The 21,790-nt window shown below is 41.2% G+C and carries 17 protein-coding genes; 14 read left to right on the top strand and 3 right to left on the bottom strand.

Annotated elements, in window-relative coordinates:
- Window positions 1-101: 101 nt before the first annotated feature.
- The 8 genes from AEQ18_RS03710 to AEQ18_RS03675 all read left to right on the top strand — a co-directional run bounded on the left by AEQ18_RS03710 (window position 102) and on the right by AEQ18_RS03675 (window position 8,426).
- A complete protein-coding gene (locus AEQ18_RS03710; protein WP_054115019.1) occupies window positions 102-1,016 on the top strand; it encodes an ACP S-malonyltransferase in 915 nt (304 codons plus the stop codon).
- 5 nt (window positions 1,017-1,021) lie between these two features.
- Window positions 1,022-2,668, top strand: coding sequence for a malonate decarboxylase subunit alpha (gene mdcA, locus AEQ18_RS03705; protein WP_054115018.1), 1,647 nt, complete (start codon window positions 1,022-1,024; stop codon window positions 2,666-2,668).
- 16 nt (window positions 2,669-2,684) lie between these two features.
- Window positions 2,685-2,984 carry a malonate decarboxylase subunit delta gene (locus AEQ18_RS03700; RefSeq protein WP_054115017.1) on the top strand — a complete coding sequence of 100 codons (300 nt, stop codon included), beginning with the start codon at window positions 2,685-2,687 and terminating at the stop codon, window positions 2,982-2,984.
- Window positions 2,974-4,656 carry a biotin-independent malonate decarboxylase subunit beta gene (gene mdcD / locus AEQ18_RS03695; RefSeq protein WP_054115016.1) on the top strand — a complete coding sequence of 561 codons (1,683 nt, stop codon included), beginning with the start codon at window positions 2,974-2,976 and terminating at the stop codon, window positions 4,654-4,656. Before AEQ18_RS03700 ends, mdcD begins: the two co-directional genes overlap by 11 nt.
- 3 nt (window positions 4,657-4,659) lie before the next feature.
- Entirely contained in the window at window positions 4,660-5,253 is a 594-nt protein-coding gene (locus AEQ18_RS03690) for a malonate decarboxylase holo-ACP synthase (RefSeq protein WP_054115015.1), read from the top strand.
- 24 nt (window positions 5,254-5,277) lie between these two features.
- Window positions 5,278-6,363, top strand: coding sequence for an acyltransferase family protein (locus AEQ18_RS03685; protein ID WP_054115014.1), 1,086 nt, complete (start codon window positions 5,278-5,280; stop codon window positions 6,361-6,363).
- A 12-nt stretch (window positions 6,364-6,375) separates the two neighbouring features.
- Window positions 6,376-7,251 carry a triphosphoribosyl-dephospho-CoA synthase gene (locus tag AEQ18_RS03680; RefSeq protein ID WP_054115013.1) on the top strand — a complete coding sequence of 292 codons (876 nt, stop codon included), beginning with the start codon at window positions 6,376-6,378 and terminating at the stop codon, window positions 7,249-7,251.
- 140 nt (window positions 7,252-7,391) lie between these two features.
- Window positions 7,392-8,426 (top strand): AI-2E family transporter, encoded by a 1,035-nt coding sequence (locus AEQ18_RS03675; protein ID WP_054115012.1) that lies wholly within the window; start codon window positions 7,392-7,394, stop codon window positions 8,424-8,426.
- A gap of 90 nt (window positions 8,427-8,516) precedes the next feature.
- On the opposite strand, the gene AEQ18_RS03670 is transcribed toward AEQ18_RS03675, so the two are convergent.
- Window positions 8,517-10,022 (bottom strand): helix-turn-helix domain-containing protein, encoded by a 1,506-nt coding sequence (locus AEQ18_RS03670; protein ID WP_054115011.1) that lies wholly within the window; start codon window positions 10,020-10,022, stop codon window positions 8,517-8,519.
- 383 nt (window positions 10,023-10,405) lie between these two features.
- Here AEQ18_RS03670 and AEQ18_RS03665 point away from each other — a divergent pair, with 383 nt between their 5' ends.
- From AEQ18_RS03665 to AEQ18_RS03650, 4 genes are all read left to right on the top strand, one after another.
- The gene (locus AEQ18_RS03665) at window positions 10,406-10,858 is read left to right on the top strand and encodes a hypothetical protein (RefSeq protein WP_054115010.1); all 453 of its coding nucleotides are present in this window, start codon (window positions 10,406-10,408) and stop codon (window positions 10,856-10,858) included.
- Between the two features lie 33 nt (window positions 10,859-10,891).
- A complete protein-coding gene (locus AEQ18_RS03660; protein WP_054115009.1) occupies window positions 10,892-14,029 on the top strand; it encodes a SpaA isopeptide-forming pilin-related protein in 3,138 nt (1,045 codons plus the stop codon).
- 1 nt (window position 14,030) lies between these two features.
- Complete coding sequence (locus AEQ18_RS03655) at window positions 14,031-16,274, top strand: pilin N-terminal domain-containing protein (protein ID WP_054115008.1); 2,244 nt, start codon at window positions 14,031-14,033, stop codon at window positions 16,272-16,274.
- 139 nt (window positions 16,275-16,413) lie between these two features.
- A complete protein-coding gene (locus AEQ18_RS03650) occupies window positions 16,414-17,310 on the top strand; it encodes a class C sortase (RefSeq protein WP_160316049.1) in 897 nt (298 codons plus the stop codon).
- Window positions 17,311-17,359: 49 nt separating this feature from the next.
- Here the strand turns inward: AEQ18_RS03650 and AEQ18_RS03645 are convergent, their stop codons facing one another.
- Both AEQ18_RS03645 and AEQ18_RS03640 read right to left on the bottom strand, forming a co-directional pair.
- Window positions 17,360-18,307, bottom strand: a complete 948-nt coding sequence (locus tag AEQ18_RS03645) for a Gfo/Idh/MocA family protein (RefSeq protein WP_054115006.1) — start codon at window positions 18,305-18,307, stop codon at window positions 17,360-17,362.
- Between the two features lie 12 nt (window positions 18,308-18,319).
- Window positions 18,320-19,195: a MurR/RpiR family transcriptional regulator gene (locus AEQ18_RS03640; protein ID WP_054115005.1), complete on the bottom strand. Its 876-nt coding sequence runs from the start codon at window positions 19,193-19,195 to the stop codon at window positions 18,320-18,322.
- Window positions 19,196-19,401: 206 nt separating this feature from the next.
- Here AEQ18_RS03640 and AEQ18_RS03635 point away from each other — a divergent pair, with 206 nt between their 5' ends.
- Together AEQ18_RS03635 and AEQ18_RS03630 are read left to right on the top strand one after the other, a co-directional pair.
- Window positions 19,402-20,424 carry a Gfo/Idh/MocA family oxidoreductase gene (locus AEQ18_RS03635; RefSeq protein WP_054115004.1) on the top strand — a complete coding sequence of 341 codons (1,023 nt, stop codon included), beginning with the start codon at window positions 19,402-19,404 and terminating at the stop codon, window positions 20,422-20,424.
- Window positions 20,425-20,439: 15 nt separating this feature from the next.
- Window positions 20,440-21,789: a PTS sugar transporter subunit IIC gene (locus AEQ18_RS03630; protein WP_054115003.1), complete on the top strand. Its 1,350-nt coding sequence runs from the start codon at window positions 20,440-20,442 to the stop codon at window positions 21,787-21,789.
- Window position 21,790: the final 1 nt, after the last annotated feature.

The raw sequence follows: 21,790 nt of genomic DNA, 5'->3' as shown, positions 1-21,790 counted from the left end.
CATACCTTTTGGTTATGGATCCTCCGTAAATTGGTATTTTTTATTATAACAAATATCGGCTAATATAACACAGGAAAGAGAAATTGTTTAGGAGGCTTTCTATGGGAACAGGTTTCTTATATCCAGGACAAGGCAGTCAAACGCAGGAGATGTTGCGAGATATTCCGCAAGTATACTTTGAGCGATTGGCGCAAGCGACTGGGTATCAACTAAAAGAAAATCCAGCAGCAATGGCGCAAGATACCGTGTATATTCAGTTGGCACTTTTGACAAAAGCCGCCTATTATACGGATCAAGTCAAAGAAGCCAATGTCTTTCCTGATTTTGTTGCAGGTCATTCGATCGGTGCATTTTGTGCGGCGATGGCGTGTGATTCACTAAGTTTCGAGAATGCCGCCAGTTTGGTCTATCATCGTGCAACATTGATGAAACAGGCGTATCCTGCAGATTATGCCATGGGGGTCATTGTTGGTTTAACCAGAACAGAAGCGGAAATGGCCGTTGTATCGAGCTTCGATCCAACGTATCCGGTTTATCTGTCCAATGAAAACTGTCCGATGCAGCACACGATTTCTGGTCATGTCAAAGGACTTGCCCAAACTTTAGCCGCAGCTAAGACATACCATGCACAAACAGCCAAGCTACTAGCCGTGCCAGTGCCTTCTCATTGTGCCTTGATGGATGAAACTGTCACGAAGTTTGCGCCATTCATGCAAACCGTAATGATCGATATCCCCAGCTGTCTATATCTTAAAAATACCGACGGCCGCAGCACGATGGATCCGGAAGAAGTGCGAAAAGATCTACTCTATAATATCGCACAACCTGTCCAATGGAACAAGATGATGGAGGTCCTGCAAGAACTGGGCATGGACTGCTCATTCGAATTCCCTCCTGGCAATACCCTAACAAAACTGATTCATGCCAAATTCGGAGAAAACAATGGCATCCGAACGATCAATCTTGATCAACATGGTATTGATGATGCACTGTTCTTATATCAAAAATGGAGATGACAAACATGGAAAAACCAGCAAGAAACTGGGCCAGCAAACGCGATAAAAAAGCCCAAACAATGAAAAAAATTGCGCATTTGCTTGATGGCAAATATGTACCAACTGAGTCAATCATTGAAGTTTTAGAAGCTTTGATCCAACCTGGTGATAAAGTGGTCTTAGAAGGCGATAACCAAAAACAAGCCAGCTTCTTATCAACGAGCTTAGAACATGTCGATGCAACGAAGGTCAATCACTTGCATATGATCATGTCGAGTATTTCTCGTCCAGAACATTTAACGATCTTTGAAAAAGGCATTGCAGCAAAAATCGATTTTTCTTATGCTGGCGCGCAAAGTACCCGTGTGGCACAAATGATCGAAGACGGCACCATGAAATTGGGGGACATCCATACGTATTTAGAATTATACGGACGCTTGTTCATCGACTTGATTCCAAATGTTGTCTTAGTCGCCGCAGACAAAGCTGACCGTCAAGGCAATCTCTACACTGGCTATAATACCGAAGAAACCCCGACGATTGTTGAAGCTGCGGCTTTCAAAGATGGAATCGTGATCGTGCAAGTCAATGAGATCGTTGATCAATTGCCTCGAGTAGATATACCTAGCGATTGGATCGATGTTGTGGTATTGGCAGACCAACCCTATCAATTAGAAGCATTGTTTACCCGTGATCCGCAAAATATCACAGAATTACAAATCTTGATGGCGATGATGGCCCTGAAAGGGATCTATGCTGAACATGAAGTGCAATCGTTAAATCATGGGATCGGCTTTAACACAGCTGCCATTGAATTGTTGTTGCCAACGTATGGTGAAACATTAGGGATCAAAGGCAAAGTCGCTAAAAACTGGGTCTTAAATCCACATCCAACCATGATTCCTGCCATTGAATCTGGCTGGGTTGAAAGTATCCATAGTTTCGGCGGAGAAGTAGGTATGGAAAAATATATTGCTGCTCGTCCAGACGTGTTCTTTGTCGGCAAAGACGGCACGATGCGCAGCAATCGTGCGTTGTCACAAACTGCTGGTCAATATGCCATCGATATGTTTATCGGTTCTACGTTGCAATTGGATTATCAAGGCAATTCTTCGACTGTTACGAAAGGACGCTTATCCGGATTTGGCGGTGCGCCAAATATGGGACACAACCCTGGTGGACGTCGTCATTCAACGCCAGCATGGCAATCATTGCGCAATGAAAATGATCCTTTAGGCAAAGGTCAAAAATTAGTTGTTCAAATGGTGGAAACCTACGGATCAAATAAAAAACCTGTATTCGTCGAAAACTTGGATGCTTTAGCAGTTCAAGAACAAGCCGGCTTAGCCAATGCGCCTGTCATGATTTACAGCGAAGATACGACACATATCGTCACTGAAGAAGGTATTGCGTATCTATACAAAGCAACGAGCAAAGAGCAAAAACAAGCAGCTATCGCAGCCATCGGCGGTGTGACACCACTAGGCATGACAAGCAGCAAAGCTGAATTAGATGAATTACGGGCAGCTGGCATCGTCAAATTGCCTGAAGACTTAGGCATCAAACGCAGTGATGCCAAACGTTCACTATTGGCAGCTCAAACTGTCGATGATTTGATTGAATGGTCAGATGGCTTATATGAACCACCAATGAAATTCAGAACTTGGTCATAAAAGGAGAGCGGAACAAATGGAACAATTTACCTATACGTACAAAACAACTGAACCAATCACAAAAAAAGTCCATATCGGTGTTGTTGGATCCGGTGACTTGGAAATTTTACTTTTCCCAACGGATAAACAAGAAACATCCGTTAAAGTTTGTACCGGCAGCGATGGTTTTAAAGATGTCTGGCACAATGTGTTGACACGATTCTTTGATCGTTATCCCATCTCAGCAGATATGGTGATCAATGATTTTGGTGCCACACCTGGTGTCGTCTATCTAAGATTGACCCAAGCAATGGAGGAACTTTCAGATGAAAAATAGTTTTGTTGAATTAAATGCCCGTGAACGGGTCCATGCCTTGATCGATGCAGGAACTGGCTGTGAAATGATCGATCCTTTTGATCAAATGATTGCCCCAAACTTAGTTGCACAAGATATCGTGCCGCAAAGTGACGACGGGATCGTTGTTAGTCGTGGCATGATCAATGATAAAGCAGTCGTCGTGATCGCGATGGAAGGAAAATTCCAAGGCGGTGGTATCGGAGAAGTATCTGGTGCCAAAATCATTGCTGCGTTGACTGAAGCCTTGAAAGAAAACCAAGCAGATCATGAAATCTATCCAATCATTGTCTTAGATACAGGCGGTGTGCGTCTTCAAGAAGCCAATTATGGCTTATTGTCTATCTCTGAAATCGGTAATTTGATCGTGGCGCTGAAACAATACGTGCCAGTGATCGGGTTAGTACCTGGTCGAGTGGGTTCGTTTGGCGGTATGTCGATCACTTCTGCTTTAATGAGTCATTTGATTGCTACCAAAAAAGCCCGTATTGGCTTAAATGGACCAGAAGTAATCGAAACAGAGGCTGGTGTACGTGAATTTGATTCAAGTGATAAAGATTTGATTTGGAATACGATTGGCGCCCGCCAACGGATGCATGCGCAAATCGTTGATGAATTGGTCACTGATAGTGTCGATGCCATCAAAGATGCTGTGGTCTCAGCTATTGAAGAAAAGAAAGACAGTCACCGCAGTGAACGCGCTGATTTCTATCTATCCTTGTTGTCTGAACTTGATTTGTCAAAACCGATGGACATCGATACGTACAATCAAGCCTTGGCTGCGCATCAAACAAAAGCAGTATCAGCTATTCACGTCACTGAAGGCACAGCAGATGCAGCCGCCAGTGTTGGGTATCAATGGTTTGCAGCCTTAACTGGATTGAATCATCCGGTATCTTCCAGTGCCAGTGTCTATACCGCAACTTCAGATCAATTTCTAGAAGATGCTGTCGTGACAGCAATCGTACCAAATGAACAAAACCCAATGTATCGGGTGCGCAATGGTGAAGTAGGATTGATGGAAGGCTTTGAAATGGGCCATCTTCTAGAAACGATTTATGAAGAAGACAAAGACAAAGCAGTCAAACGTCCAGTGATCGCTGTGATCGATGTGTCGAGTCAAGCCTATGGCTATAATGAAGAGTTGATTGGGATCCATGTGGCATTAGCGAATAGTGCGGCGGCTTATGCCAAATTACGTCAAGCAGGTCACCCAGTGATTGGCTTCATCGCAGGAAATGCAATCTCAGGTGCTTTCTTAGCACACGGACTGCAATCAAGTCGTTTGATTGCCTTGAATAGCAACCATATCAGTGTCCAAGCGATGTCGAAGGAAAGTGCGAGCCGTGTCACCAAACGGTCAATTGCAGAAATTGAAGCAGCGGCGGACAAAGTACCAAGTATTGCCTATGATATACGAAACTATCAAAAATTAGGGGCATTATTTACTTTCTTAGATACCATCACTGAGCAAACCGTGACAGCTGAATCGAAAGCAACTGTGATCGATGCCATCAATGCTGCCATCAAAGATGTGCGTCAAACCAACGACACGATGCTGACCAATCGTTACACGAATGACATTGCGGTCAAAGGCGGTCGTGTTGAAACAAACAAAGTCTTTGCACGAATGAACGAAGAATGGAATGATTGATCAATGACACATGCCCACGATATTGTGAAACTAGATAAAGAGGTATTGGACAGCATTCATGTGCCAGCATGGTATACACTTGAAGAGGACGTTTTCGCAACCGTCAGGAGAGGTGTACCACGTAATCCCAGCTACTTGCCTGTTGGCTTACGTGGTACAGAACGTGCCCAGCGTTTTGCTTTTGAAGCACCGTGTAATATGATCAAGCGGACGATCCATCCCTGGATGTTGACCAATAAGGAGAGTTTTCGGACTGCTGCCATCAATACGTATCCTGTTTATCAGCAATATCTGCGGGCACGTACATTGTTGAAAAGCGTAAGATGGGGTGTAGGGGGCAGCCTAGGTTTCGAATTGGCTACCGGACAAGCTGCAGTCAAACCAACAAGTGATCTCGATCTCTTGCTTTATGCCGACACTGCCGCCAAATTACCCTATGATCTGTTCACGCAAGAATCTGACTTCTTTCAGAATTTGGATATTCAAGTGATCACGCCTCAAGGCGGTTTTGCCTTAAAAGAGTTTCTTGCCCAACCCAATAAAAAAATTCTCCTGAAAACGGACGAAGGCCCCAAACTCACCACAGAGATTTGGTAAATAGAAGAAAAGTGAGCGAAAATCATGTTCGAGAATAAAGAAATAAAAATCAATATTAGTGACTTTCAGAAAGTCTTTGCCGTAACGGCAGTGATGATGCAAAGCATTTTGACATTTGCCTTAGCAAATACGCAAGATGAGAAAACTGCTGCCTTTATTGGTACATTTTATGTAATGGTCAAATATACTGCGCCTCTATTTATTTTTGCAATTGTCTATAACATGGTCAAAACAAGCCAGCATTTGTCTTACTTAGAATTTTTGAAAGAAAAATTCTTTGAATTGGTGGTGCCATATGTTTTATGGACCACTGTCTATCTATGGTTGTTCCCAGCGGTACAACAAGCTCAACCCTATACAGATACCGCCTCATTTCTCCTGAAATATGTGACAGGCGATGGCGCACCACATTTATGGTATACGATCATGATGCTACAGATCCAATTGTTGATGCCATTCTTTGTTTGGTTGGGCTATAAAGTGTTGACCAACAAAAAAATGGTATGGCCAGTGTTAATTTGTGCGACTGTTCTGTATGTCGCTTGGTATCTGTTTTATGACATGCAAGTATTTACCGGTCCCCATCATGACGCTTGGTATTTATTGGACCGATTCGTGGTCAGCTTTATGATTTACGGGATTTATGGAGAAGCAGCTTTGATGTACCATGAAACAGTCTACAAATGGCTGTATAAAGTGCGCTATGCTTTCTTGCCAGTAGGCATTGCTTTAGCCTTGTTGTCTGCGGATCATTTGCTGCATTTTGCAGGGGATTTGACATTCGCTCATGCACCTTATTTAAATACATTGCAAAGTTTATATAGTTTAGTCGTGATCATGGCCGTCTTTATGTTTGGCTCAACATTGATCAAAAACCATTCAACAACATTGCCGCAATTCAAATGGTTGTCGACTTATGCTTATCGCACTTACTTAGCAAATGTCTTTGTGTTTCAAGTCTTATTATTGTGCTTCAAAGATTTATTGTTGCGTTTACCAACAGGTGTGATGATCCTTGTTGCTTATGTAGCTACTGCCAGTTGTGCCTTTTTGTTGAGTTATGTTTTACATGTGATTTGGTCGGCGATCAAAAAAACTGTCACAAAATAGAGGGAAGTAACGATGGAAGAACAAAAAAAGCGTATGTGTCACGAGTTGGCACGTTTAGTGGAAAGCGCGTTGATCGATGAAGTTGAATTGGCACCAAAACCTGGGTTGGTTGATCCATTCAACACAGGTGCCCATACCGATATGGATCATCAGCTATTTCTGCTGTCTGCCAAAACCTTGACGCCATATTTTGAAGAAATGGCACAAGCTGCTTGGCTGACGCCGATGACACAAACCCTGCGGGAATCGATTGCGGCTATTGGTCGTCGTGCCGAGGTTGCGATGCTGGCTGCCACGAAGGGGATCAATACCCATAAGGGCGCCATTTGGGCTTTAGGTCTATTTGTTTCTGCTGTCAGCAGTCAGTACAGCCGCAAACAGGCATTGTTCTTTCCTGAAATCTTCTCAGATATCAAAACATTGGTCAGTTTCGAGGACCGTCAGACGACCGTGGATGATTCCAGCCATGGCGCCCGCGTCAAACGAACCTATGGCGGCTTAGGTGCGTTTGGTGAAGCCGCTGCAGGGTATCCTCATGTTCAGATCGCTTTAGCAGATTTCTATGGGCGCGAAGAACGATCCACTACCCAAAAACGGCTGCACATGCTGTTAGCGATCATTGCGTCCTTGGAGGATACATGTATTTTGTATCGCAGTGACAAAGCTGTGTTATCCCGCATGCAGCATTTGGCTGGTTTGGCAAACCAATCTAAGCTGCCAAATCAGGCGTTTACTGAACTGCATACGTTTTGTCTGACACAACAAGTGTCTCCGGGGGGAAGCGCTGATCTGCTAGCGGCTAGTTTGTTCTTGCTGTCACTTGAAGATAAAGTCACGCCGCCCATCTTGATCCATCGCATTCATATCCATCCAATTGAAAAAAAATAGAAGCGCACCTTTGGCTTCTATTTTTTTATTTGCTTAACTGGAATAAATTGACTTGCTATATTGTCGAATGAGTGATTATATATTCTATAGAATGAGAACAAAATGATCACGCGTGTTCTCTAAGAGAAAAGGAGTCGTATATGACCTATTATCAATCTTTTTTAAACAATATCGCTTTACGCCGATGGACTGTGCTATTTGCTATTGCAGGATTGTTGTATCTGCTGCGCAGCATGATGACCATTATTTTACTGACCTTTATTTTTACGTATCTGATCTATAAAGTGATTCTTTTTGTACATAAAAAAACTCGCCTGTCATTAAAAGTGACGAGTGTGCTCAGTTATTGTCTGATTTTACTGGTTTTATATTTGGTTGTGACCAATTATGTGCCAGTGATATTTGATCAAACGGTGCAGCTGATCAATTCGGTTACAACCTTTTATCAGCGTACGGATTCCAATAATGAGATCATTGAGTCGATCCTCCATTTTTTACAAACCAGTGATTACATCCAAAAGCTGCAAAGCGGTGTGTTTGTGGTGATCAATTATTTGTATAATTTTGGCGAATTGGCATTGACGGTATTGATTGCTTTTCTGTTGAGTTTCTTCTTTATGATCGATCATAAGAAAACCATCGAATTTTCTCACTTGTTTTTGAAAGGGCGAGGGGCTTGGTTTTTTGCAGATGTCTATTATCTAGGGGCCAAATTTACCCGTGCTTTTGGTAATGTGATTGAAACGCAGTTGGTGATTGCATTGATCAATACTGGAATCACTGTATTTGCACTGATGTGTATGGGTTTCCCACAATTGCTTAGTCTAGCACTCTTGATATTTTTCTTGAGTTTGATCCCAGTTGCAGGAGTGATCATTTCATGTATCCCTTTGACTTTTATCGCCTATTCGGTGGGCGGTTTCAATGATGTGATCTATATTTTGCTCGTGATCATCTTTGTTCACGCGTTAGAATCTTATGTATTAAATCCAAGATTGATGGCCAATAAAACGGAAATACCTATGTTTTATACGTTTATCATTTTATATCTGAGCGAACATCTATTTGGTATTTGGGGATTGATCATTGGGATTCCTTTGTTTACTTTCTTCTTGGATTTGATGGAAATCAAAGAGATTCCCGGGATCAAGTTGGAGAAGCGAGATACACCATAACCATTCATCTTTTTTTGACGTATAAGCAAACAAACGGCACAAAAGTATCGAACCATCGATCTTTGTGCCGTTTATTTGCTTTGCCTATCACTAACGCATAGCAGCTTGTTGCATCAACCTGTTTTCATACTTTTGCAACTGTTGTTGTGCCAACGCTTGTTTCAGATCAGCGAATTGGTTTTCAACGGCCAAGTAATTGTAATGAAACACTTCTGCATCTACCTGTAACGGGTGGAAACTATGATGAGGGATGATCAGTAAATCAATATTGGTTTGTTCCTCGTAGGGACTTAGGGCAACATAAGGATGCTCGGTAAAGAAATGATACAAAGGTTGCATCGTGATAAAGTTGTCCTCTGCGATGACTGCAACTGATAATGGCTGTTGATAAATAGCCGCTTTAACAGATGGCCATAAAAAATAGGTAAATAAGTTTGACAACGAAGTTAAATGGTCTGCTAAAAACGCATATTTTTTTCTGCGAGACAAACGTTTTAAATACGTGTAAATGTACTTAAATACTTCCTTAGACAAAGGTTCTTTGATTTGCCAATTGCTATGCAGCAATAAGAAAATCAGCGGCGGTGCATCGTTAAGCACTTCACAGGCATTTAAGACACTGGTTAAATTGGCGGTGATGATGGGATATTCATCAGGTTGTTGTCCGTGTAGAAATGTCGCAGAGAATTGATCTGTTAATGTACGGATGACTTGATAGGTGACATTCTTATGGGTTGTCCATTCTTTAAACATTTGATAAACAGATGTATGCTGGTGAACAAAAATAGCCCCTGAGTACAAAATAAAATAAAAACTGTTGGCTTCATTTGCCAAAAAAGTTGATGGACATGTTTTTTTCAAGTAGGTATAAAAACTGTCCTGATGATCGACTCTAAAGGAATTTGACAGCACAATTTTATGTTGATCAATTTCTTCAGTTATATAAAACCCAGCTTCTCGACGAAGTTGGCCGATTTTTAGACAAAGTTCAAATTTTTGTTTATTTCCAACAGTGGTCACTGCGTCGAACGTACCACATAAATCCTCAATAAATTCTGTCAGATCCCCATCACTCAGTGGGTACTCTTCAATAATATGCGGTTTCAGGAACCAAAATATATTGCAGAAAAAATAGCGGATGGCTACTTCAGAGCCAATCAATTCCAGTTTGTTTACATTGAATTGTAAATGAAAGGGCGCCAGAATCTCTTTGACGACACTTAGTTTCCGAAACACGGTGGCGCGACTCAAGAATTGGCGTTCGCAAAATGTTTTGATACCCGATTCAGGGGTCAATAACATGGCATAGAATGCATGGGCCACGAGGGAATGTTCTAATAGATATTGGCGATAATGATGGAAGTCTGGCAGCGTTGTCTGGTTTTCTTTTCGAAAAGAGTCCGAAAGAGAGAAGGAGAAACCGTGCATAAGATAGAAGTCTTGTTCGATCTCTTGGATCATTGGCGGAATAGTTGATTCAGAAAAATGTGTTCGTTCTTTTAGCTGTTGCAACTCCACAGAGCGCAAACTGATAATTGATTGGTACAGGGCTAATTTTCTTACTTCTCTTTTTTCTAGAAAAAGATCGATCCACATGTAGTTGGCTCCTTTGAATTGTCTGATAATTTATTCACATTTGAAAAAATTTTTTTTGAAATGTGCCTACATTAAATAAATTTTACCATACGGAAAATATAAATTCTATCTTTTATTTTCCAATATATATACAAAAATGATTAAAAGTTGATGTGGAAATAATATGTCTCAATAAATATTTACATCCGATAGTTAAATGAGACACAATCTCATTTTTAATCTTTCTATAATCTTCTTTACATTGATAAATAAGCTTTTATATAGATAAATCACTATCATTAAATTGCCATTTATATTAAAATGCTCTCATTTGATGGATTTTTAAAAATCATAGATAATGAAATTGTAATGAAATTATTTGTTTTATATAGGAGGAGATTTGAATGAGAAAGAAGCATGTCTACCTTTTTGTATTACTCGGTTTTGTCGCGATGTTTCTAACTAACGTGAAAAACACGTTAGAAGTTTATGCTGAGCCAGAGAGTTTTACAGGGAACCACGTGTTATTAAATGATGAATTAGCGGAAGTGACAGCATCATATACAGTAGATGGACAATCCGTTGCATGGACTATTCACTATGAAAAGAACGCAACTGAGGATCCGCAACTGTTGAAAATGCAAATTGCACAGTTACCAGGTTTGTCAGGAGCAAGTGAGTTGGAACATATGCAGAAGGAAGGAGATTGGTTGATCTTAAGTGATTTTGAAGACGCGGAGTCGGGGTCTATTAATTTCACCACCACATTGAACGAAGGATTAGCAGCAACGGATTATGGTTTATCGATTGCGTTGCAAAGGGATTTGCAGTCAGAAACTGAAGAAACAGCGCTTTAAGAAAATGTCCTTGCAGAGACGAAACAACAAGTGATGATCGCTGAGGAACATTTGACTTTCTTAAATCAAACCCGTACCACAGCAACGACTAGCAGCACAGAGGAAAGTCAAACGACACAATCTTCTACAACGTCGGATTCAACAATGGAATCTCAGACACAAGGGTCTGAAACCGAAACGCAAAATATTTTAAGAATTGCCGGTTTTGCAGGAACAACTGCTGAAACGTTTATTGCAAATTATCCTAATATCGATATTACAACAAAGAGTGATGAATCAGGCGATTATCCCGATCCATCACAACCTGAAGGAACGACCGTATTAAATCCTGTTGGGGGGGATAATGACACGGGGTTATCAAGTACAGCTGACGACACATGGCTTGATTATTATGTCAATGGCACTGTTCGTGAGGAAGGTGACGCTGACTTTGCTATTCGCAAGTATGCAGAGGAAACTGGAACAGAGGGACTTTTTAATATCTTTTTAGAAGTTAAAGGAAACGCACTGAATAGTGATACAGCTCAGCCTGTAGATATCGTCATTGTTGCGGATAGATCAGGAAGTATGAAAGAAAATAAACGATTGACTTATCTAAAAGAAGGTGTCGAATCTTTTGTCAAAGCGATCAAAGAGCATAATTTAGAAGAAGTAATCCATATGGGGTATGTATCTTTTGCTGAATCAGCATCTACCTTAGAAGGAGACTCGGGTTTTAAATCATTACCTATTGCAAGTGTCGCTGATAACGACATCGTGTCTGAATTAGGAAAAACTACAGCTTTAGGCGGAACCAATACGCAAGCAGGTTTGCTGGAAGCAGAAAATTTAATCAATATTAGAGAATCCGATAAAAGAGAAAATACAAAAACAGTTATTGTCTTACTGACCGATGGTGTTCCAACATATCATTACCAAATAACAGAATTAGAGCCAGTTACTGGGGGATCAGCGGATTTACGGGTGAGTAGTTTCGATGAAACTGTCCTTAAAGGTATTGGCGCCCGTGCCAATTTATCTACAAGTGATTCTGAGCCCGAAGATTATAGGATATACACTGCTCCTATATCCGGCACTAATACTATAGAACAAATTACGAATAACTTTGTCGCTCCTGTTTCTGTTGCAAATGATTTGAAAAGGGATGGCGTTGAAATACGTGTAATTGGTATAGAATTATCAGGAGAATTAGATAAAGTACCTGGAGTTAATTACGACTACAGTTCTTACCCTTCTGTATCAGCCGAAGAAATCACGAAGCAAATGCAATCTATCGCATCTGTGCGATCAGACGATGGTACGACTCAGACTTACTATTATACAAATGTAAGTGCGGCTAAAGATATCGTTAATGAATTAGAAGCGATTGCTACAGATATGACATCGACTGTTGTTAATGGATCGATCAAAGATCCAATGGGCAGCAACATTTTATTTGAAGAAGGATCTGTCAAAATCACTCAATTGAATGAATCAACAATCGCGAGTGAGAAACTTCCGACAAGTCTTTTTGATTCAGATAAAAATACATTGACTATTTCAAATATCAATGTAGGCGCAGATGAAATTGTTCGAATCCAATATTCAGTTCGAATCGACACTGAATCAGCAAACTTTAATCCGGATACTTGGATGTTGGCTAACGGCGTCACAGAGTTTTTACCAACTAGTGATCACACGGACCCAGTTGAATTTGCCGTTCCAGCTGTGAAAGTACCTGGAGTTACATTAACTATCGATAAAACTTGGTTGAATGACACAGATACGCAACGTCCAGAAACGTTGTCTTTCACAGTGTTTCGCGAATCGATCACAAGTGATAGCAAAGACATCGGGAAAGTGGAATTGACCAAGCTTGATGTAGATGGGGAAAATGCAGATAAATGGGTAAGCTCATTTACACAAACAAGTACTGGCATCGACTTTGTCAAATACGATAGCCAAGGAAATGAATTCACTTACACGGTGGTTGAAGGTGCAACAGATGACTATGAGGAAACCGAAGATTCAGGTGGGTTTGATGAGACCGAAGCAGGCTTCGTATTCTCTTTCATCAATCAACGGCAGGATAAACCATTGTCATTCACCATCGAAAAAGTATCATCCGTTGATGGTCAGTCATTAACTGGGGCTGAATTTACAATTAGCGGGATGTTCTACGGTGAAACCGAAGCGAGGGCTGTCCCTCTGACTGATCAAGACAACGGCGAATATGTTTTACCTGATGACACGTTACTCGCAGATAATAGCACCTATACTTTAACAGAAGTTAAAGCACCAGCAGGACATGAAACAAGTGGCCCTTGGACAATTTCTGTCAAAGAAGGTCAAGTCACTATCAATGATGGTGAAGTTGACGTAGATGCGAACGATCACTTCACTTACACGATCGAGAATAGCTTTGTACCATTGAACTTGAATGTAACAAAGGTGAGTGCAACGGATGAAAAAACGCCACTAGCTGGTGCAAGATTCGCGCTTTCTAGTCAAGGTTCAAATACGAAGTACGGAGTAAGTAATGAGAATGGAAAACTATCATTCACAGGATTGATGCCTGGAGACTATCTACTTGAAGAAACCGTAGCGCCAAATGGCTATCAAATCAGTGCGTCAACATGGACCTTCACGATTGATATCAACGGACAAGTTACAGATGAGCAGAACGAATTCAGCGTAGATTCTGATGGCATCACCATCAACAAAGAAGTAACCAATCCGCTGAAAGCTTTTGATCTAGTTGTCAAAAAAGTAAATGAAGTTGGAAAAGCAATTGAAGGTGCAACCTTCACCTTAACAAATCAGGAAACCCAAGAATTGCTTGAAGCAACTGTTCAAACCAATACCTTCACATTTGTTGGATTGACACCTGGTATCTATGAATTAGAAGAGACCGAAGCACCAGAAAACTATATCGGTTTGAGAGAAACCATTACGGTTGAGATTGCTGAAAATGGCGAAGTATCCGTTAGCGAACAAGCGAACAAGGTTGAAACAACCTTGAATCAAGAGGGCAATAACAAAGTCATTTTTGAGGTAGAGAATATTCATGTCAATTCGTTACCAGCAACAGGGGGACCTGGTATTTGGGCCTTCTTGATGGTCGGTGGGTTGATTATCGGTGGAGCGTTTATTAAAAGAAAAGGACTAGTAACTAAAGGAGGAAGAAATTAACATGAAAAAGATGATGAAATATCCAATATTATTGTTCTTCCTTGTTTTGGGTTTGATCACTGTATCTGAGCTGACTGCGCAAGCAGCCAGTGCAGATACACAAAATATCTTGCTTCATAAACGTATTTTCCGTGATCGGGATTACGCGGAACAATTCGATGATGCGAAATACCAAAATACAGGGGATGTTGTTAGTGGAGCCAGTCATAACAATATTGAGATGTTGACTTTGTCCAGCGGGCTGAACGGGGCGACATTTGCCTTGGTCGATGCAACTGATTACTACTATGCTAAAGTAGCAGAAGTTGGCCATGATCAAGCTGCAGAAGAACTTGATCAGAAGTTGACCCGTACGTTGGTTAGAAAGCATCTTGTAGAATCATCTGACAATTTTATAATCGAAGAGGGGTATCCAGAGGTATCAATCGTTGACTCGGGCACAACGGCCAATGAATCTTCATTACCTGTTCACGTGGATCGTTCAGAATTTGAAGATGAAAATGGCTTCTTATACTTCGAAGATGTACCTAAGAAGTCAAATGGAAAAAATGCGGTCTATATGATCGTTGAAACAGCGGTAGAAGAGCAAGAGAATGTCGATCTTCAGGAGTGGGCATCTAAGATGATGGTGTCATTCCCAGTCATTCAAGATTCCGGGGAAGAATTCGATTCAGATATTTTACACTTGTATCCAAAAAATATTGGTTACGTTCGGGATCCTTGGTTTATGAAACTCGGCCGCAACATTGACGGTGAGTATGCACCGTTAGAAGGGACTGAATTTGTCTTTTACCGCCTAAATGAAGCTGGTGAGAGAGAATACTTTATTCCTGATTTAACAGAGGATATGAGCTTAGACCATCAATGGATTTCTGATGTTGAAGCAGATAGTCAAGGAAATGCTGTCTATGAAAGTTTGCTTGATAAAGGTATCGAGATCTATCGTTCAGATGAATATGGTATCGTCTCCATGGATGGGGTCTTGATACCTAGTGGCACTTACTACTTTGAAGAAGTGAAATCTGTTCCAGGGTATTTGCCGACAGAAGAAACGTTCCAAATCGAAGTAGAGATTCCAAGTAGTTGGTGGAATGAAGAAACAAATGACTATCAACCAGTAATGATCAACGGCCAAGCAATGGCCGAGCCAGAGCCGGATTGGGCAACAGTCTTTAGCGATGGTTTCAGTTTTGAAAAAGCATTAGAAGCCGCTTATATTAACGAGTCAGGTTATGAAGGTGATGGCTTACCATATGTCTTTAATGACCAAGTACCTTTATTCGAAAAAAGTTTAATGGAAGATAAAGAAGTGTTCGCCTATGGTGAAGTGATTAATTACCAAATCGACACGTGGATTCCATTGTTCCCAGAATTCTACCAATATGTTCAGATCAAAGATTATTCTGACGGAAGTTTAGCCGTGATCGAAGATTCGATCAAAGTCAAAATTGGCGCTTCTCAAGAGTATTTGACAGCCAGCGAGCTGGAAGCAATGATGGATATCACTATTTTACCTGATAACGCTGGATTTATTGCGACCCTTGATTTGGACTATATTACAGAAGAACGCCATTTCAATGGGCAAGAAATGATTATTGAGTATCAAATGTATATCGTTGAAGGTGCAAATGCCGACCAAGCGCTGGACAATCATGCGGAATTGATCTTCAAACATTCTGATTATGAGTACGAAGAAATTACCGAAAAGAAAACCGTCTATACTGGTGGTCGCACATTTACCAAAGTTGATATGGATGATACAGAGCAGACCTTGGCTGATGCGAAGTTTATGATTCAAGATGAAAATGAACAATATCTGACCATCATTGATGGTGTTGTTTCTTGGGCTGAGACTTCAGATGAAGCAGTTGTGATGATCTCTGATGAAAATGGCGCCTTCGAGATTCAAGGTTTGAACTATGGTGACTACCAATTGGTTGAAACTGAAGCACCGGAAAATTACCAACTATTGACAGAGCCAATCACGTTCACTATTGAAAAAAATAGTTATCAATTGAATGGTGAAGCAACGATTTCCTTAGCTGTCGGCAATAAAAAAATCACCGACACAGATGATCCAAGTGATGAGCCAAAAACCCCTTCAGATAATACGCCAAATGAAGATACTAAAGAATCAGGATTTTTACCGCAAACGGGTGAAATCACCAATATTTTCTTGGTTCTACTAGGCTTGTCTCTTGTCTGGGTAGCTGTGAAATACTTTAAAAAGAACACAGAAAACTAATTTCCACGCATCATCAAAAAGATAGAGCTAGTTGATTGAAAGAGGCGAAGCCACTATGCGCATGAATATATACGATTAGTGGCTTCGGAAAGGAGAAAGCATGAAAACGAGACAATCACGCAACAAACAAAGAATTCGAGTGAAAAAAAACCAACTGTTTGCGACACTTCTTTTCTTAGTTGGCTTTGCGATCTTTACTTATCCGTTTTATCAGAATGCTTTCTCTCAATATCTTGATCAACAAGTGATTCGGCAGTTCCAAAAAGAAAGTGCCGCAAAAAATCAGGCTGAGTTGGCAGCCATTCAAGCAGAAATGGTTGCTGAAAATGAGCGGAAACAAGCGGATACAGACCTTTTAGCAAAAGAACTGGCGGCATCAGAAGCGCTTCTGGCCAATGGTGCAAGCGACACAACCTCCAATTCAACCCAAGATTTTTTTGTGGAACATACGTTAGGTGTCTTAACGATCCCCGCAATCAACGGTGAAATGCCCATCTATGACCGCGGCACTGAAACATTTTTAAATAGGGGGGCGGCATTACTCAATGGGTCGTCCCTGCCTGTTGGTGGCGAAAGCACCCATGCGGTGATCATGGCCCATCGCGGCATGCCAGAAGCTGAATTGTTTTCCAAATTGCCAGAAATAAATGAGGGCGAACTCTTCTTTATTGAAATCAATGGAGAAAAATTGGCCTATGAAGTGGATCAAATCAAAATCATCGAACCTACAGAAATCGATGACCTCCAGATCGTGGAAGGTGAAGATTATGTGACGTTGATGACTTGTACACCTTATATGGTCAACTCTCATCGCTATCTGGTCAGAGGGAAGCGCACAACTTATTTAGAAGAACATGCACAGTTAAAAGACACTGTTCGTTGGAAAACTTGGTTGAAAATCATCGGAACGATCGTCGGGATCCTCGCTATAGCGGGTTTAGTTGTTTTTTGGCTCAACCGAAAACAAAGAACCCCGCAAGGAAGCACCAAACAAAACCACAGGTACGTTGGTAAGACATTCCCCAATGTCAAATAGAAAAAAGGTCAAGCTGGGCACTTAAACTGCCCAGCTTGACCTTTTTAGTTTATAATAATGCTTTTAACTGATCTGAAAGAGCGATACTGGCAAGACTATCGTTGAATGGCATCAATGGGTGTTCGATCTGGCCTTCTAATAAAGCTTTTGTGACGGCTTCGATCTCAGAATGAAAATCATCCACATTATAGCCGATATCATAAACAGTTTCCTGCCCATCTTTAGTCAACACGAACATTTCCGGGCGATGGAAATTCGGAATCGTGATGTATCCTGTTGTGCCAACGATTTCGGCGGTGGTGTCTTTGGTCGTATCAAAGCCGGTTTCAATGAAGGCCTCAAACTGATCGTTGTAGAATCGGGCGTAGACATAGGTGTCGACACCGTTCTCTAAAATCGTGCGATCCAAAACTTCAGCAGATAATTGATTTGATGGTGCGAAGTCTTGAATAAATGCCAGATTATAGATACCCATGTCTAACAAGGCACCGCCTTGTTTAGGCAGATAATGATAGGAGGCATGTTCTTGCGGCAAGTCACGACGAAATGTCGTAGAGACGCGCTTGATTTCACCAATCAGGCCTTCTGCGATCAAGGCTGTCAATTTGCGATACGCTGGTGTGAAGCGTGGTTTCATGGCTTCCATAAAGAAGACCTGTTCTGCCAACGCTTTTTCCTTCACTGCTTGCATTTCTTGCGCCGTCATGGTAGCTGGTTTTTCACATAAAACAGCTTTTTTGGCTGTCAGCGCCTTGATGATCCATTCATAGTGATAAAGATGCGGTAGTGCAATATAAACGACATCAATCGTTGGATCATCCAGCAAGTCTTGATAATCATCAAAGGCCTTTTCACAGGGGAACTTTTCCCTAAAAGCATTGGCTTTCTCCATGGTTCTACAAGCGACCCCATATAACTGTGCATTTTCAACATGCGTTAAACTTTCAGCAAAGCGTGCAGCAATATTGCCCGCCCCAATAATTCCCCAATTGATCATCATCATTCTCCTTTATTCTTCCCGCGGATATTCAGAGAGAATACCCAACTCTAATATTTCTTGTTTTCTGCGTAATTCAACGATATTTTTTTGATATTCTTTGGCATACATGATGGCAAATAAGGCATCTAGAATATATTCAAAGGCCACTTGCGAAGAAAATGTGCCGACTTTCAAGAAATCCAATTCATCATGAGAAGCTACGATGGCATGAGTGGCCAATTTGTTGATTTTCGCTTTCGGATTGCCTGTGATCACGATTGAAGGGACACCCACTTCAGCCATCAGTTTCAAGATCTTTTGATACTGGGCATTCTTGCCGCGATACGTGATAAAAATCGCGCAATCATTGGGACACAGATTTGCGGCATTCCATGCATCGTCGCCATACTCATCGGCGACGATCAAATATTTATTGATCTTGACCAGTTTATTTTGAAAACTGCGGGCGCGAATCTGGGAATCGCCCAATGCAAATAGAAAGACTCTTTGGGCTTGCTCAATCAGTTGTGCCGTCTGTTCCATTTCAACACTATCAATTTGTGCGTGGGTCTTATGAATGGTATTGATCGTCAAGTCTGCCATTTTCTTCAGGATGTCTGTGGTGGGATCCGTTGAAGCGAAGGGGAAATTGGCATCGACAAAGCGTGGATGAAACATTTGGTTGTGCGCCATTTCCGCAATGCCTAATCGGAAGTTTTTGAACCCATCGTAGCCCATTTTTTTCGCTAATCGAATGACAGATGAGTGTGACGTATAGGTATGTTTGGCTATTTTTTCGACATTTAGCGAAGGAATATCTGTCAAATTTTGCAGAATATAATCAGCGATCCTTTTTTCTGTATCGGTCAATCCATCTTGCAATCGTAATTTATCGATCAGTAACATCTAACCACCTCACTCTTTATGATAGCTTACTTCGGTGCAAATCAGAAGCAGAATTTGTTTACGCAATGAAATTCTGGTCAAAATGTTCAGACTTTTTCGTGTTTTTTTAAATAGCCTGTTCAAATCAACCCGATCAACGAGAAACCCTTTTCATTTTGACGAATATAGCCAATAATGAGGGCATCAAAAGATTTGGAGGGACATACATGTTAACAATTGCTTACATTGGCAATGGGAAAAGTGCCAATCGCTATCATTTACCTTTTTCTACGAAACTGAAAGACAAGATCAATGTCAAAACGATTTATTCTCCTGTAGAAGAAAAGAATTGGGCTAGGATCGAAGGGGTCAATTACACGACGGATATCAATGACATTTACGGCGATCCGGAGATTCAGCTAGTCGTGATCTCTACACCCAGTCATTTACACTATCCTCTTGGGAAAGAGGCGTTGCTGCATGGCAAACATGCATTGATCGAAAAGCCATTTGCAGAGACGTCGGCACAAGCCAAAGAGTTATTTGCACTCGCAAAAGAAAAGGGACTGTTGGTACAGTGTTATCAAAACAGACGCTTTGATTCTGACTTCTTGACAGTGCAAAAAGTGATTGAAAGTGGCGTGCTTGGGGACTTGATCGAAGTGGAAATGCACTACGATTATTTCCGCCCGGAAGTACCTCGTTCAGTCCAAGCGTTTTCTTTGAATACGAGTTATTTATATGGACATGCCTGCCACACACTCGATCAAGTCATTTCGTATTTTGGCCGGCCAGATGATGTCCATTATGAAGTACGACAATTACTAGGAAAGAACCGCATGAACGATTATTTTGATTTGGATTTGTTTTATGGCCGCTTAAAAGTGTCTGTCAAGTCTAGTTATTTCCGCTTGAAAGAACGTCCTAGCTTTGTCGTGTATGGAGAAAATGGTGTCTTTGTCAAAGAAACCAAAGACCGCCAGGAAGAGCACCTAAAAGCATTCCATATGCCTGACAATGCAGATTTCGGCATCGATTTGCCGCAGCATTATGGCACATTGACGTATATCGATCAAAATGGCGATTATCATGAAGAAAAAGTCATTTCTGAAGTTGGGGGTTACAGCCGAGTGTATGAAGGATTATACGAATCGATCATCAATGGCAAAGACAAGATCGTCAAAGATGAAGAAACGATTTTGCAAATCGAGATGTTGGAAACAGGTATTCAGCAAATCCAAAAAGGATAAGGGAGCGTTCATAGAATGGATAAATTTATTGGGATTTTTGAAGAAAAATTAACACCCATTGCAATGAAATTAGATAGCAATCGTTATTTGTCAGCCATCAAAAACAGTTTTATGGCAGCGATGCCGTTATTGATCATTGGTTCATTCTTTATTCTTTTTGCCTATATGCCGATTCCTGCATATACCACCTTCATGGAAAATACGCTAGGAGAAGGGTGGCAGCGATTATTTACGGTACCAAATGACATTTCAATGAGTATGATGACCTTGTATGTCGTGATTGGTATTGCCAATGACCTCGCCCATAGTTACAAGATTGATCGAATTGGGGCGATCTTTTCTGCACTGGCAGCATTTCTCGTGCTGACGCCATTATATGCTTTTCAAGATGCCGATCTAGGTGTCGGTATTCCCTTATCAAACCTTGGTGCAGCTGGGCTATTTGTCGGAATGATTGCTAGTATTTTGGCAGTAGAATTGATTTATTTCGCAGACCGCAAAGGCTGGGTCATCAAAATGCCTGAATCCGTACCAGCAAATGTATCCAAATCATTTTCATCATTGATTCCGATCTTAGTGGTTATTGTGATTTTCAATTTTGTTCGAATTGGCTTTGAATTTACTCATTTTAATGATGCCCAAAGTTTTATCTTCCAGAATTTGCAGACACCTTTGACTCGTTTGGGTAGTTCGTTGCCGGCAACGATCATTGTGATCTTGGTTGAAGGGGTTTTATGGGCATTTGGTATCCATGGGGCCAATATCGTTGGTAGTGTGATGCAGCCGATTTGGTTATCTTTGACCGCTGAGAATGCGACTGCTGTAGCAAGTGGCTTGGATATTCCGAATATCGTCAACTATCAATTTTATTCCAACTTTATCAAAATCGGCGGCTCTGGAGCCACTTTTGGCTTGGTCTTCTTGCTCTTGTTCTTATCAAAATCAAAGCAATTCAAGGCAGTCGGCAAGTTATCGATCATTCCCGAGATTTTCACGATCAATGAAACGATGATTTTTGGGATTCCAATCGTGTTGAATCCTATTTTATTGGTTCCTTTTATTCTGACACCGGTGATTATGACGTTGATGGCTTATTTTTCAATGAGCAGCGGATTGGTTCCTTTGACCAACGGGGTCAATATTCCTTGGACAACACCGCCAATTATATCAGGTTTCTTAGTATCTGGCTGGCGTGGGGCCGTCTTGAATGTCGTGCAGATCCTCGTGTCTGCAATGGTGTACTACCCATTCTTCAAAACCGCCGACAAATTAGCTTATGATGCAGAATTGGCAAACGAGCGTCTAGAGGAACAAGAAAAAATCAATACACAATTTGCCGAAGAAGGCATTGTAGAAAAAGGATGAT

Origin of the sequence: Enterococcus sp. RIT-PI-f (assembly GCF_001297065.1) — a bacterium.
Classification (GTDB): Bacteria; Bacillota; Bacilli; order Lactobacillales; family Enterococcaceae; genus Enterococcus_D.
The sequence above is the reverse complement of the archived record's forward strand: the minus strand, read 5'-3'. Positions and strand labels throughout refer to the sequence as shown.

What these genes read in the sequence shown, in the direction of transcription:
- AEQ18_RS03635 (WP_054115004.1), top strand. Translation starts at nt 19,402, where the DNA reads ATGTTAACAATTGCTTACATTGGCAATGGGAAAAGTGCCAATCGCTAT.
- AEQ18_RS03690 (WP_054115015.1), top strand. Translation starts at nt 4,660, where the DNA reads ATGACACATGCCCACGATATTGTGAAACTAGATAAAGAGGTATTGGAC.
- AEQ18_RS03700 (WP_054115017.1), top strand. Translation starts at nt 2,685, where the DNA reads ATGGAACAATTTACCTATACGTACAAAACAACTGAACCAATCACAAAA.
- AEQ18_RS03660 (WP_054115009.1), top strand. Translation starts at nt 10,892, where the DNA reads ATGATCGCTGAGGAACATTTGACTTTCTTAAATCAAACCCGTACCACA.
- AEQ18_RS03710 (WP_054115019.1), top strand. Translation starts at nt 102, where the DNA reads ATGGGAACAGGTTTCTTATATCCAGGACAAGGCAGTCAAACGCAGGAG.
- AEQ18_RS03680 (WP_054115013.1), top strand. Translation starts at nt 6,376, where the DNA reads ATGGAAGAACAAAAAAAGCGTATGTGTCACGAGTTGGCACGTTTAGTG.
- AEQ18_RS03675 (WP_054115012.1), top strand. Translation starts at nt 7,392, where the DNA reads ATGACCTATTATCAATCTTTTTTAAACAATATCGCTTTACGCCGATGG.
- mdcA (WP_054115018.1), top strand. Translation starts at nt 1,022, where the DNA reads ATGGAAAAACCAGCAAGAAACTGGGCCAGCAAACGCGATAAAAAAGCC.
- AEQ18_RS03630 (WP_054115003.1), top strand. Translation starts at nt 20,440, where the DNA reads ATGGATAAATTTATTGGGATTTTTGAAGAAAAATTAACACCCATTGCA.
- mdcD (WP_054115016.1), top strand. Translation starts at nt 2,974, where the DNA reads ATGAAAAATAGTTTTGTTGAATTAAATGCCCGTGAACGGGTCCATGCC.
- AEQ18_RS03640 (WP_054115005.1), bottom strand. Translation starts at nt 19,195, where the DNA reads ATGTTACTGATCGATAAATTACGATTGCAAGATGGATTGACCGATACA.
- AEQ18_RS03665 (WP_054115010.1), top strand. Translation starts at nt 10,406, where the DNA reads ATGAGAAAGAAGCATGTCTACCTTTTTGTATTACTCGGTTTTGTCGCG.
- AEQ18_RS03685 (WP_054115014.1), top strand. Translation starts at nt 5,278, where the DNA reads ATGTTCGAGAATAAAGAAATAAAAATCAATATTAGTGACTTTCAGAAA.
- AEQ18_RS03655 (WP_054115008.1), top strand. Translation starts at nt 14,031, where the DNA reads ATGAAAAAGATGATGAAATATCCAATATTATTGTTCTTCCTTGTTTTG.
- AEQ18_RS03645 (WP_054115006.1), bottom strand. Translation starts at nt 18,307, where the DNA reads ATGATCAATTGGGGAATTATTGGGGCGGGCAATATTGCTGCACGCTTT.
- AEQ18_RS03670 (WP_054115011.1), bottom strand. Translation starts at nt 10,022, where the DNA reads ATGTGGATCGATCTTTTTCTAGAAAAAAGAGAAGTAAGAAAATTAGCC.